The sequence below is a fragment of the Pseudomonas sp. LBUM1658 genome (assembly GCF_059716055.1).
The window spans coordinates 2508806-2521524 of sequence record NZ_CP166798.1; the positions used below are offsets into that span (position 1 = coordinate 2508806).

General features: G+C 58.6%; 12 protein-coding genes and 1 pseudogene. 8 read left to right on the forward strand and 5 right to left on the reverse strand.

The annotated features are described in order from the left end of the window. Window positions 1-150: 150 nt before the first annotated feature. The 3 genes and pseudogenes from ACA064_RS11545 to egtB form a co-directional block, all read left to right on the forward strand. A pseudogene (locus tag ACA064_RS11545) lies at window positions 151-951 on the forward strand (ABC transporter substrate-binding protein); the annotation flags it as partial. Between the two features lie 156 nt (window positions 952-1107). Beyond that, window positions 1108-1329 carry a DUF427 domain-containing protein gene (locus ACA064_RS11550; protein ID WP_497674227.1) on the forward strand — a complete coding sequence of 74 codons (222 nt, stop codon included), beginning with the start codon at window positions 1108-1110 and terminating at the stop codon, window positions 1327-1329. A 144-nt stretch (window positions 1330-1473) separates the two neighbouring features. Beyond that, window positions 1474-3621, forward strand: coding sequence for an ergothioneine biosynthesis protein EgtB (egtB, locus tag ACA064_RS11555; protein WP_497673460.1), 2148 nt, complete (start codon window positions 1474-1476; stop codon window positions 3619-3621). A 76-nt stretch (window positions 3622-3697) separates the two neighbouring features. On the opposite strand, the gene ACA064_RS11560 is transcribed toward egtB, so the two are convergent. Continuing rightward, a complete protein-coding gene (locus ACA064_RS11560; RefSeq protein WP_497673461.1) occupies window positions 3698-4267 on the reverse strand; it encodes an RrF2 family transcriptional regulator in 570 nt (189 codons plus the stop codon). 332 nt (window positions 4268-4599) lie between these two features. Here ACA064_RS11560 and ACA064_RS11565 point away from each other — a divergent pair, with 332 nt between their 5' ends. Further along, entirely contained in the window at window positions 4600-5802 is a 1203-nt protein-coding gene (locus ACA064_RS11565) for an NAD(P)/FAD-dependent oxidoreductase (RefSeq protein ID WP_497673462.1), read from the forward strand. 169 nt (window positions 5803-5971) lie between these two features. Here ACA064_RS11565 and ACA064_RS11570 read toward each other — a convergent pair whose 3' ends face one another. Further along, window positions 5972-6730 (reverse strand): SDR family oxidoreductase, encoded by a 759-nt coding sequence (locus tag ACA064_RS11570; RefSeq protein WP_497673463.1) that lies wholly within the window; start codon window positions 6728-6730, stop codon window positions 5972-5974. 365 nt (window positions 6731-7095) lie between these two features. On the opposite strand from ACA064_RS11570, the gene ACA064_RS11575 reads away from it, so the two are divergent. After that, window positions 7096-9177, forward strand: a complete 2082-nt coding sequence (locus ACA064_RS11575) for a DNA/RNA non-specific endonuclease (RefSeq protein ID WP_497673464.1) — start codon at window positions 7096-7098, stop codon at window positions 9175-9177. 146 nt (window positions 9178-9323) lie between these two features. On the opposite strand, the gene ACA064_RS11580 is transcribed toward ACA064_RS11575, so the two are convergent. From ACA064_RS11580 to ACA064_RS11590, 3 genes are read right to left on the reverse strand one after another with little or no spacing between them, the layout of a single operon-like run. Continuing rightward, a complete protein-coding gene (locus ACA064_RS11580) occupies window positions 9324-9752 on the reverse strand; it encodes a hypothetical protein (RefSeq protein WP_497673465.1) in 429 nt (142 codons plus the stop codon). Beyond that, on the reverse strand, window positions 9749-9919 hold the full coding sequence (locus ACA064_RS11585) for a cupin domain-containing protein (protein ID WP_497673466.1): 171 nt from the start codon (window positions 9917-9919) through the stop codon (window positions 9749-9751). The genes ACA064_RS11580 and ACA064_RS11585 overlap by 4 nt, the downstream gene beginning before the upstream one ends. After that, window positions 9910-10158, reverse strand: a complete 249-nt coding sequence (locus ACA064_RS11590) for a hypothetical protein (protein WP_497673467.1) — start codon at window positions 10156-10158, stop codon at window positions 9910-9912. The genes ACA064_RS11585 and ACA064_RS11590 overlap by 10 nt, the downstream gene beginning before the upstream one ends. Window positions 10159-10418: 260 nt before the next feature. On the opposite strand from ACA064_RS11590, the gene ACA064_RS11595 reads away from it, so the two are divergent. The 3 genes from ACA064_RS11595 (at window position 10419) to ACA064_RS11605 (ending at window position 12631) form a co-directional block, all read left to right on the forward strand. After that, window positions 10419-11384: a GlxA family transcriptional regulator gene (locus ACA064_RS11595; protein WP_497673468.1), complete on the forward strand. Its 966-nt coding sequence runs from the start codon at window positions 10419-10421 to the stop codon at window positions 11382-11384. A 201-nt stretch (window positions 11385-11585) separates the two neighbouring features. Beyond that, window positions 11586-11936 (forward strand): BON domain-containing protein, encoded by a 351-nt coding sequence (locus ACA064_RS11600; protein ID WP_497673469.1) that lies wholly within the window; start codon window positions 11586-11588, stop codon window positions 11934-11936. Window positions 11937-12049: 113 nt separating this feature from the next. Further along, window positions 12050-12631, forward strand: a complete 582-nt coding sequence (locus ACA064_RS11605; protein WP_497673470.1) for a TetR/AcrR family transcriptional regulator — start codon at window positions 12050-12052, stop codon at window positions 12629-12631. Window positions 12632-12719: the final 88 nt, after the last annotated feature.

Below are 12719 nucleotides of genomic sequence, written 5' to 3' on the forward strand. Positions count from 1 at the left end.
CCTTTCTCTTCCATACTGACATCGCTGGAAGTCGGTTGTCGGCGAGGAAGGAACATGCACCTGCGGGCTACGAACAGGAGCGCGACTCACTCGATGATTACCGCTTCACCTTCGAGCCCACAGGTGCGCTTGCGCCCGCTAACGAATTCTCAGGGAAAGCCTCATACGGTCGACTGGAAGCACTTCCAGGCTGCCGCGCCGCTGGCCGAAGCGCTGAATACCGGGGCCCTGGACCTGGGCTTTCTCGGCGATTCCGGCTTCCTGTTCCTGGCCGCGAAGCAGGCGCCGGTGAAACTGATCGGCGTGTCGCGGCAGAACCAGGACACCATCGCCTTGCTGGTGCCCAAGGATTCGCCGGCCAGGACCATCGCTGACCTCAAGGGCAAGAAAGTCGCCTACTGGCCCGGCGCCTGGAGCCAGCAGCTGACCCTGCGCGCCCTGGAACAGGCCGGCCTGCCGGAGGATTACGTCGAGTTCGTCAAACTGATGCCCATCGACGCCGCCGCAGCCTTGCCCCAGGGCAGCATCGACGCCTTCCCGGTCTGGGAACCCTACATCTCCCAGCAGATCCTGTTCTCCGGCGCCCGACCGATTCTCACCGCCAAGAGCCTGATGCCCGGCCTCAGCGCCATTGCCGCCGCGACACCCTCGATCGACAGCAAGCGCGAAGCCATCGCCGACTTCCTGGTGCGGCTGAAGAAGGCCCGGGCCTGGGTCGACAACCATACCGATGAGTACGCCGATCTCTGGGCGAAAAAGGCCAACCTCGACCAAGGCGTGTCCCGTCACTGGTTGCGTCAGGCGCACATGACCGTGGGCCCGGTGGACCAGCAGGCCGCGGCGGACCTGCAGAGCACCGCGGACTTCCTGTTCAAGGTCAAGGCGCTGCCGGCACCGTTGGCGACAGCGGCGATTATCGACTCCTCGTTTCAGCAGGCCCTGGCCAAGTAGTGCAGTAGTTCAGGACCCAGTGTTGGTGCTGCAACAGCGCTTCAGCAGGCTGTGTTGTTGCAACACAGGAAAGTGGTTTAGATAGTGATCATATCTAATTGAAATATAAGGTTTTGATGGGTGGAGCGGACGCTGCAATGGTCCTTCGGAGACTGAATCCCCCCGTTCCAGGGGCGCGTCACCGTTTGCTTCAATGATATCGTCGTCGCGCAGACCGACAAGGCCGTGAAACTCGAGGAAGCCACATACCCTGCGGTTTTTTATATCCCGAGATCCGACATTCGGGTGGAACATTACGCGCGCACCGAACATCAAACTCATTGCCCCTACAAGGGTGAGTTTACGAACCAGGCGTTTACGAGCAGTCACGTTTCATAGCTTCATCGAGCCGGGCTGGGACGAGGTGCAATGCACATCGCCCTGGCTCGGTCATGAAAAGAACGTACGAAGCCCTGCATGCTCTGGAAATACCAGAGGATCGACAGACCAGCGGAACGACGGATTCACCGGAGAGAAAATCTGATGACCAGCCCCTCAAGCGAGTTACGCGACCTCCCCGCCGGTAACGCGCTCCTCAAGCGCTACCAGACTATTCGCAGCCGGACAGAGAGCCTGGTTGCACCGCTCAGCCCTGAGGACATGGTCGTCCAGTCAATGCCCGATGCCAGTCCCGCCAAATGGCACATGGCGCATACCACCTGGTTTTTCGAGACGTTTCTGCTGGCCGAAAACGTCGTCGACTACCACCCGTTCGATCCGGCGTTCGGTTACCTGTTCAACTCCTATTACGAAGCCATCGGCCCCCGTCATCCCCGGCCAGAACGCGGGTTGATGACACGTCCGAGCGTGGACAAGGTGCTGGAATACCGCAAGCATGTCGATGACCACATGCGTACCTTGCTGGAGTCGGCGTTACCCGACGGCACGGCCGAATTGATCGAGCTAGGTCTGGCTCATGAGGAGCAGCATCAAGAGCTGTTGCTGATGGACATCCTGCATTTGTTCAGTACCTCCTCGCTCAAACCAGCCTATGACCCGCGCTGGCCCATGGACCTCTCCGGGCGTCGCGGCCAGTTCAAGCCGCTCAAGGGCGGGCTGACCGAAATGGGTCACAAGGGCAAGGGTTTCGCCTTCGACAACGAAGGCCCAAGACACACCATTTACCTGCAATCCTTCGAGATCAGCGACCGCCTGGTAACCAACGGTGAATGGCTGGCCTTCATGGCGGACGGCGGCTACAGCAAAGCCAGCCTATGGCTGTCAGACGGCTGGGCGGTCGTGCAGCAAAACGGCTGGAACGCACCACTCTATTGGCAGCACGACGACCAGGGCTGGCGGCAGATGACTTTGCGCGGTCTGGAAGCCATCGACCCGACGGCTCCGGTGATCAGCATCAGCTATTACGAAGCCGCTGCGTTTGCCCAATGGGCCGATGCACGCCTGCCGACCGAAGCCGAGTGGGAAGCCGCCGCTGAAGCCGGTCTGCTGGAACAAGTCGATAACGTGGCCTGGCAGTGGACACAAAGTGCGTACAACGCCTACCCGGGATTCCGTCCGGCGGACAGCGCGGTGGGCGAATACAACGGCAAGTTCATGATCAACGTGATGGTGTTGCGTGGTGGTGCCAGCATCACCTCCCCCGACCATGCCCGCTCGACCTATCGCAACTTTTTCGGCCCGGACAAGCGCTGGATGTTCTCCGGTTTGCGGCTGGCCCGGGATGCGCGTCAGCCAGGTGCGGTGAACAACCACGACAGTGAATTTGGTCGTGATGTCATCGGCGGCTTGTCGGCCCCGGTGAAAAACCTGTCGCCCAAATACTTCTACGATGCCACGGGCTCCGAGCTGTTCGAGGCCATTTGCGAGACGTTCGAGTACTATCCGACGCGCGCCGAAACCGGTCTGCTGACCGAGGTTGCGCAACAGATTGCCGATACGATTCCAGTGGGCGCGGCTCTGGTGGAGTTCGGCAGCGGCGCCAGCGAGAAAACCCGCCTGCTGCTCGACGCCGCGCCACAGATTGCACTGTACGTACCCATCGACATCAGCGCCAATGCGCTGAAAAAAGCCGCTGCACTGCTGAAAAAGCAGTACAAGCAATTGAGGGTCGTGCCGCTGATCGATGATTTCAGCCGCGCGCTGCAATTGCCGGCCGAAGCTGCCGGGCACACCTGCGTAGGGTTCTTCCCCGGTTCGACCATCGGCAATTTCACCCATGATCAAGCCGTGAAGTTCCTGCGTTCGGCCCACGCGTTATTGGGTGATGAGGCACACTTCATCGTTGGCGTGGATCTGGTCAAGGACGCCGACATCCTGGTTGCTGCTTACGACGACGCCGAAGGGGTGACCGCGCGGTTCAACAAGAACCTGCTGATCCGCATCAACCGTGAATTGGATGGTGACTTCAACATCGAGGCCTTCGACCATCTGGCGCTGTGGAACGACACCGATGAGCGCATGGAGATGCATCTGGTGAGCCGCGGCGAACAAGTGGTCAACGTCGCCGGGCACTCCTTCCACTTCAGCGACGGCGAACGTCTGCATACCGAGAACTCGCACAAATTTACCGTCGAATCCTTCACCAAACTGGCGGCGCGTGCTGGCTGGTCGGTGAGCGGTCACTGGGTGAGCGAAACGCCGCAGGTGGCGTTGTTCAGTTTGAAGGCGTGATTTTCGAGGAGGGTGCCCAGGGAAAAGCTCGACGCTGATCTTTGTGGCATCTGTTACCAGCCGTGGCCAGCATGACTCAGCCGGTAATATCGGTCACCGGGATGATGTGCTCGTCACCCGATAGCGCACTGGCACTGCCTTTCTTTTCGCGCCGATCGCTTATCCAGGTGTTCACCTGGCTGGCGAACTCTGCGGGGGCTTTTCGTCCGAACTTTCTGGCGATGTCCAGAATGGTCTGTTGGGCCAGGGCTTCTTCCATGCGTTTCTGCGCCGTCAACATGGCCCCATGAACCGCGCAATACCCGTCCAGCGCCCAGGCGGGCGGAGAACCTTCGAACACGGCGCAACGGCCGCGGATTTCGCGGCAATCGAAGATCAGCTTGCGGCCGTCGATGGCGTTGACGATATCGAGAAGACTGATTTCGTCGGAAGGCCGCGCCAGCTTGAACCCTCCGCGCACCCCTTCGGTGGCCACCACCAGTTTTGCCTTGGCCAGTTTGGTGAAGATTTTCGCCAGGTAGTCCTGGGGCACGCCCTGCAGTTCCGCCAGGTCGCGCACGCTCGCCTCACGGCTCTCGCCGCCGTCACCCACCAAAAACAGCAGGCAATGAATGCCGTACTCAACGCCTGCGCTGTAAAGAGACATCGCAATCTCCGACTAAATTAGTCGCAAATTATAGCGGCGAAAGGAGAGGGTGGCTACGAGTCTGGGCCTTTGGGTCTTTCCTCTCTGCTTTTCAATAGGCCGTATATATCGGCATATTTACGGTGGCGGTGCGCAATACCTATCCAAAAACTCGATGGTAATGATCAACAAAACTGACTTGTTACGATTAACTACGACAAATAAAGTCGTAGTTATCCGGTCAGCAACGGTATGCGCTGTTCAAGAACACTGCACGAGACTTCATGCCCTGCTACCGATGAGCGTGAAACTTTTAACGAATTCATCACTTGGTTTTCCACCTGGAGTTAAAAATGAAACAGCACATCCTGGTAATCGGCGCGGGTTTTGGTGGCATGTGGACGGCTTTGAGTGCCACGCGTCTATTCGACATCCATGGTCACTCCGACGTTGAGGTGACTGTACTGGCGCCGCAAGCCGAGCTGCGTGTTCGTCCGCGCTTTTACGAGCCGAATGCTCACCAGCTGGCCGCGCCGATCGGCGAGTTGTTCGATGCGGTAGGCGTCAACTTCATCAAGGGCGCGGCAGAGACCATTGATGTGCAGCAAAAGCATGTTGGCTATGTCGATGCGTCCGGCACCCGGCAGGTGTGCAGCTACGACAAACTGGTTCTGGCCACCGGCAGTCGCCTCGCACAGTCCAGTACCCCAGGTGTGACCGAATACGCCTTCGATGTGGACCAGATCGAACAAGCAGTACGCCTGGAAAACCACCTCAAGTCCCTGGCAAACCAGCCGCAGAGCAAAGCCCGCAACACGGTAGTGGTCGCCGGTGGCGGCTTCACCGGGATTGAAACTGCAACCGAAATGCCAGCGCGTCTGCGGGCCATCCTCGGTGAGGATGCGGACTTCGAAGTGATCATTGTTGATCGCGGCGAAAAAATCGGCGCGTCCATGGGTGCCGAAATCAGCAAGTCGATCGCCGAGGCCAGCGCTGAGGTAGGCGTGACATGGCGCTTGAAGTCGTCGGTGGCTGGCGTCGATGAAAAGGGTGTAACCCTGGCTGACGGTCAACGCATCGAAGCCAGCACCGTGGTCTGGACCACCGGTGTACGGGCCAGTTCGCTGACCGAACAGATCCCCGGCGAGCGCGATTCCTACGGCCGTCTGCACGTGGACTCCCACCTGAAAGTCATTGGCCAGGAAGATATTTATGCCACCGGCGATGTGGCTTACGCCGCTACCGATGAGATCGGCAACTACGCGTTGATGACTTGTCAGCACGCCATCGCATTGGGCCGCCATGCCGGTAACAACGTGGCCGCGCATCTGCTGGGCGTGGATCCGACGCCCTACAGCCAGCCCAAATACGTTACCTGCCTGGACCTGGGCAGCTGGGGCGCGGTCTACACCGAGGGTTGGGATCGCCAGGTGAAGTTGACCGGACAGGAAGGCAAGTCGCTCAAGACCCAGATCAACACCCAGTGGATCTACCCGCCGGCGGCCAATCGTGAAGCGGCGTTGGCAGCAGCCGACCCGCTGATCCCTGTCGCTTGAGACGACATTGCTCGCAGCGTTATCTGGATGACGCTGCCTGTTGCAAGAAAACCGCCCAAGTCATCCTGGGCGGTTTTTTTATGCGCTTCTTAATGAACAGTGCGCACCTGAACGCCAGCGACTGTCCGCAACCGCCTGGCCCACGCGGTCCCGGTGGTGTTCGCAACGGTCAGGCTTGGGGCGGGTTGCTCTTGAGCCAGGTTTTGAAGCGGGTCGGTCCGATGATGGGGTTACTCCCCGGTGTCAGCGATTGATCATTGATCGGCGCGCCGAAGTAAGTTGCCGTGTTGTCCGGGACGGCTTGGCGCGGATCGTTGGTGTGTTGCAGGAACATCTTCACGAACTCCACCAGTGGTTTTCGCTCGGGCCCGGCAACTTCCACGGTTTTATTGATCGGTGCTTGCACTGCAATTTTCGTCAGTGCCTCAGCGACGTCGAAGGCGGCAATCGGTTGCAAAGTGGCGGAAGTCAAATGGATCGAATTGCCTTGCTGGATGCCTGATTGAGCAATCGCGCCCATGAACTCGAAGAACTGCGTGGCGCGCAGGATCGAGTAGGGGATGCCTGAGACCTTGATGATTTTTTCCTGAGCCATTTTCGCCCGGAAGTAACCGCTTTCGAGCATCCGCTCGGTGCCCACCACTGACAGGGCGACATGGTGCCTGACTCCGGCGGCCGCCTCGGCTGCAAGGAGGGTGCGCCCGGACGTTTCGAAGAAGTGGAGAACTTCGGCGTCCTCGAATGATGGCGAGTTCGCCACGTCGACGACCACGTCGGCAACTTGTAAAGCTTCCGGCAGCCCTTCGCCGGTGAGGGTGTTGATACCGGTACTCGGCGCCGCGGCTACGGCGTCATGCCCCAGATCTCGCAAGTTTTTGCAGAGTTGGCTGCCGATAAGGCCGGTGCCACCGATAACGACGATTTTCATGTCCTGTCTCCAGATGCGTGTCCAGTGCGTGCGATCTGGCCCGGGGCGCCCTGAACCGGGTGGCAGAGCCAGCGTTGGATGTGTTCCGGCCCCACAGTAGGGCCTGCTGTTATTACACAGGATCTCCCCGGTGGCGAAGGTATCAAGCGCTCATTCGCGCCAGCCGACAGGCGGTTGGAAGCGCTCATGATGTCAGGGCGCGTCAGCGTTGGAGCAACGCTCGACCGATCGTTCGCCCACGCCAAGGGACACTGGCGGCTGAGCAACCTTTCTTGGTCTACCCTCAGTCTGAAAACCTGAGCCTGGAAACCTGAGTCTGGAAACGCACTGTTCAGCGTGACTGCCTTGTGCAAGGGAGAATCGAGATGAGCCTGGTTCGACAGCATCAACTGGATCTGAGCGCCCAACGAGCTGCGCTGGTTGGCATAGGTGATGGTAGCGCGCAACCACTCAATCCCCCGGCTCCGGGCCTTGCGCGCCAGGCGTCGCCTTACAGGCTGGGGGTCAGGAGGGCCTTTTTGTCCGCCGGTGGCGCCCGGCCGACCCAGATCGAACAAGAGCGGATCCTGGGGGCCAATGATCTGGTCGATGAGTTTTACTTCGACCGGGCGCTGCTTGCCGGCATGCCGATCTGTAGAATCCTGGTTCGCTCGGAGGATGGCAGAACCCTAGGCTACGGAACCGGCTTCATGGTATCGCCGCGACTGCTGCTGACTAATGAGCACGTCTTTGGCAGTGCCGAAGAAGCAGCACCCTCATTGGCCGAGTTCAACTATCGCCTGGGCGTTGCCGGTGATCCCGAACCCTCTCACCGATTTCGTTTGCGTCCCGAGCAGTATTTCTTCTGTAACGACGAACTTGATTTTGCCTTGGTGGCAGTGGAAACCGAGTCCCTGGATGGGGGCGCTGCATTGTCGAATTTTGGTTACCACCGCTTGATGCCGACTAGCGGCAAAGCAATCAAGGGCGAATGGCTGACCATTGTGCAGCATCCTGGCGGGGCGCCGCGACAATGGGCCATTCGAGAAAACCAGTGCACCAATGACAGCCTGCCCGATGTGCTCTGGTATCGAAGCGATACGGCGCCAGGCTCCAGCGGGGCAGCCGTACTCAATGACAGTTTTCAAGTTGTAGCACTGCACCACTCTGGCGTGCCGCGCAAGGATAGCGCTGGACGTTTCCTCCTGCGGGACGGCCGGGCTGTCGACAGCCTTGATGGAATCGACGATTCACTGGTGGAGTGGGAGGCCAACGAAGGCATTCGCGTCAGCAGTATCTGTGCTCACATCGATCAGGTCGCGACCGAGAACCTTGGCTATCTGGCCGAGCTCAGAGCGGCTCGCGATGGTGGCGATGTCCTGTCCACTGCTTTCCAGGCGGCGCGCATGGGTGAGGAGTCGACTCCCAAAGTCAGGCCAACAGCAACTGCTGACAGCCCAGGCTCACGCATTGAGATTGGCACCCTGGTACTCGAGTTGGGTGGCCCCTTTGCCAGGCTTGCAGCGAATTCAGGCTTGGGAACGCATTCGCCCCAGACACCTCCTGCCATTCCCCAGACCCCAGTACCCACCCGGATTTCAGGAGCAGGTCCCCAGGAGGCAATGAGGGAACCGATTGTCGACCGGGACTATTCGACACGGACCGGTTTCGATACGCAGTTCCTGGGCCTCGAAACTCCACTCCCTACCGTCAAAGACCCCGAGCAAATCGCGCCGACCAGAACGGGTGAAACAGTCATCCCGTATGAGCACTTCAGCCTTGCTCTCCATCGCCACCGACGTCTCGCGCTCTTCACCGCCTCCAATGTCGATGGCCAAACCAGCGCCAGGCGGCCGGAGCCGGGGCACAAGTACACCCGAGATGAACTGACCGGCCTGCGCGAGGGTGACTCGGAGAAGTGGTTTCTGGACCCCCGTGTGGAAGAGCGCTTCCAGATACCCGACCGGTTCTACAGCAAAGACAACGGTGCCTTCGACAAGGGCCACATTGTTCGTCGGGAAGATGTCTGTTGGGGAAGCTCCTTCGCCCAGATCCAACGGGCCAATGGCGATACCTTCCATGTCACCAACTGCTCACCCCAGCGCGGAAACTTCAACCGCTCCGGCAAAAATGGAATCTGGGGCCACCTGGAAAACTTCATTGGCGCCCAGGCCGACCTGGAGCGCTATTGCATTTTTTCCGGACCGGTATTGTCTGATGCCGATGAAACTTTCCCTGGCACCGAGCGCGTGCAGATTCCCTCGCGATTCTGGAAGGTCATCTGCGCAGTCAAGGATGGGAAGCTTCAGGTATTTGCTTTTGTTTTGGAGCAGGACCTCTCCGGCTTGCCCAAGGAATTCATCCTTACGCCGGAGTGGAAAGCCCGGCAGAAATCGCTACGAGAAGTCGAAAACCTGATCGGCCTGTTGAGCTTCCCGCAGATCTACCATGATGCGGATCAGATTTGACCTTGCTCAATACTTTGAAGCCAGTTGAACGCATCTGATAGCTAAAAGGGTGATTGGATCCAGGGAAAAAAGGGACAGAGTACGATTATGAGACGTGTCGATCATCGGCAGTTCAAAATCGTGGTCTGTCCCGCCTTTGCCGTACTTCAGGCTCTTGAACACTCCATAGCCGTGTTGATCAGCCTGCCCTTGTCATACCAGGCGTCTCTCTGGTGGACGGAATAGTAGGTCGCGCCTGCAGAACCGGACAGTTCAACAAGTCCTGATGCTTTATCGGGATTGAGGCTTGCGACGAAAAGTCTGGTTTTGCCATTCTCCTCAACGGTAAAGGTCTCTATGTTTCCCTGAATATCATCCTTTATGCAGGCTATATAGTCCGCGTTGCCCTTGGCGGTTACCCCGGAAAAATTATCGGGCCCCTGTCTTATATCGGGGTTATGTGCGCAACCAGCAACCAGCAACCAGCAGCCAGCAGCAGGATGGAAAGAAACGCAACCCTGCCACTGCTGACCGAGCTTGAGAACTTGCCAATTAGTGTGCTTTTCATGGTGGTGCTCCAGGTTATCTCTGGTCAATCAACTGGAATCACTGGGGGCTTGTTCACATCCTTCAGAAGGAACACCAGAAACTTGGCGGGCGTCTCCTGGCTGGCGTTGCGTCCAACCGTGTGCAGGTCTTTTGGTCCTTCATGGAAGCTTTGCCCAGGTGTCAGCGTGACCTCCTTGCCACCCTTCACGCCCATGACGACGGAGCCTTCGAGTACATAGATGAAGCCATGGGCGTCGTGACGATGAACGGATCGGCCCCGCCGGGCGGATACTCCACCGTGATCATCAGCACTTCCTTTGCGGGGTACTCGGGAAGCGCTTGAACCATCACTGTATTGACGGTCGGGGGTGGCGCGGCGGCTGCCTTGTCCTGGGCCATGACGAGCCCGGTGCACAACAGGGGCAGCAGGGCGAAAAGATGATGGGTTTGCATGTGGCTCTCCTCATCTGGAATTCCCGGAAGACGTCTGATTCCGTCAACAGGGATGTAGAGGGCTGGCAGGTGGCGAACTGTAGCGTGCGGTTTACACCTGCTGGCCAGGTACTACGTCGGCCTGTCCGCTAGCGCGGAGCCGCAACTTCTGCCGTTTGGCGGGTGGGTGTTTCCACGGCGATCCCTGGTAATGCGCGTTGACTGTCAAGTTAGGGTGGGAGCCTAATGTTGCCAAGGACATAGATCGGTGGATTTCGGCCATGGCCCGTCATGTCGGTTTTCTGGTCTACCCAGGCTTTGTACTACTGGATCTGAGCGGGCCGCTGGAAGCCTTCTCGAATGCCAGCCAGCTGTCATCCTGCGATTACCTGCTCACTGTCACGTCATTGGACGGCGGATTGGTACGCAGTGCCTGCGGGCTTGCCGTCGCCACCGAGGCATTGCTGCCAAGGTCATTCGATACGTTCATCGTGGTAGGCGCGCCCGAGCCGTCGGAGGGCGAATGGGTTGCTGAGCTGGCAGCGACCATTCGCGATATTTCCAGGCGCTCGCGAAGAACCGCCAGCGTGTGCACGGGCGCCTTCCTGCTGGCCGCCAGCGGCCTGCTCGATGGTCGTACAGCGACCACCCACTGGTTTTACGCGCCGCAGTTGCAGGTGCGGTATCCGGCGTTGTGCGTGGATGGCGACCGCATTTGGACCGAGGACGAAGGCATGTGGACCTCGGCGGGCATGTCGGCCGGTATCGACATGAGCCTGGCCATGATCGAGCAGGACCTGGGCAAGGACATAGCGCAATCGGTCGCGCGCATGTTGGTTGTCTACTACCGGCGACCTGGCGGCCAAGACCAGTTCTCATCGCTGTTGGATTTCGACCCGGGGTCGGATCGCATTCGTACCGCCTTAAGCTTCGCTCGCGAACACCTGCACGATCATCCATCGGTCGAACGCTTGGCCCGGATCGCGAACCTGAGCGTGCGCCAGTTCGGACGGGCATTCGCCTCGTCGACAGGGATGACACCGGCGCGGGCGGTCGAACGCCTGCGCGTGGAGGCAGCGCGACCGCTGGTGGAGGATGGCCGGCAGACGTTCGAGGAGATCGCACGCCTGAACGGGTTCATCACTGCTGGCCGCATGCATCAAAGCTTCCTGCGGGTCGTTGGATGCACACCGCTGGAGCTTCGTCGCTGCGCGCGCACAGAAGAACCCATGCGGCAAATATTGTAAGGCCTGCCAGGAGTAGATTGGCCGGAGCACCGCGACCGCAGGCAGTGGGCGCACTATAATTAAGGTGTGTCTGTGTCTGTATTTGCGTGGCGAGCACTGGAAAACGAATTCGGTGTCCATAACGCTTGCCTGAGAGGTAGAGGGCAGCACAGCAAATGGGACGGACAGTACATCTCTAATTATGTGAGAGAGGGTTCAGCCATGAAAAATCACTCCTTCCAGCATTACTCTCATGATCTGGGAACGGCGGTTCACGACGCGTGGATTACCACCAAGGTGAAGTCGGCCCTGGCTTTTTCCGAACCAACCCTTAGCCTGCATATCAATGTCAAAACCCATGCAGGTGTGGTGACGTTGAGCGGTCGCGTCAACACCCATAAGGAGTGTGAACAGGCTATTGGTCTGGCCCGTTCGGTTCATGGTGTCGCCGAAGTTGATGCCAGCGAATTGCAGACCCACGTGTTCACGCCAGGAAGTTTTCCAGAAGCTCCCAACGCCGAAGAGAGCACTGAGCGTCCGCCACAATCGTCAACAAAGATCGATGACAAATGACAATGCAGATCGAGGGCTTCCACGTACTGACAGATGATGAAAGCAAGCCATCCTTGACCAGCGAAAAGGAAGTCAGTACCTTTCTGGAATGATCATTCCAGAAAGGTACTCTGATGCGTCCCAAGGAATTCAAGCATGACGAGATTATCGACGCAGCCATGCAGGTTTTTTGGCAGCTCGGCTATTGCGCCACGTCGATACAGGATCTGGTTGACGGTACCGGATTGTCTCGCAGCAGCCTGTACAACACCTTTGAGAACAAGCATGGATTGTACGAGCAGGCACTGCGCCGTTATCACGATCTGACTGCCGCGAACGTAGCGCTGCTTGAGGAATCGGGCTCGGTCAAAGGGCTGATCCAGCAATTGCTGATGAGAATCGTGAATGATGAACTCAGCGATAACGGGCAGCGTGGCTGCCTTGCCGCCAATGCCACACTGGAATTGGCCGGTCAGGACGAATCCATTGCCAAGTTGGTCTCGCGCAACTTCCTGCGTCTGGAGAAAGCTTTGGAGCGTGCACTTATCCGTGGTCAGGCAGAGGGAGAAATCGCCATGCACAAGAAACCTCGCGCGCTCGCACGCTTTATCGTGAACACGATCCAGGGCCTGCGGGTCTTGAGTAAAGGCAGTGCTCAGCAGAACCGTCGGCAACGCTTGCTGGATGTAGTGGACGTCGCGATAGACGCGCTGTAATCCGGGACAGGTGTTTGCAACGCTTCAAGTGAAAAACTGACAGAGACCAGGGTTTATTTGTCTTGTTTTGGAATGACCATTCCAAAAC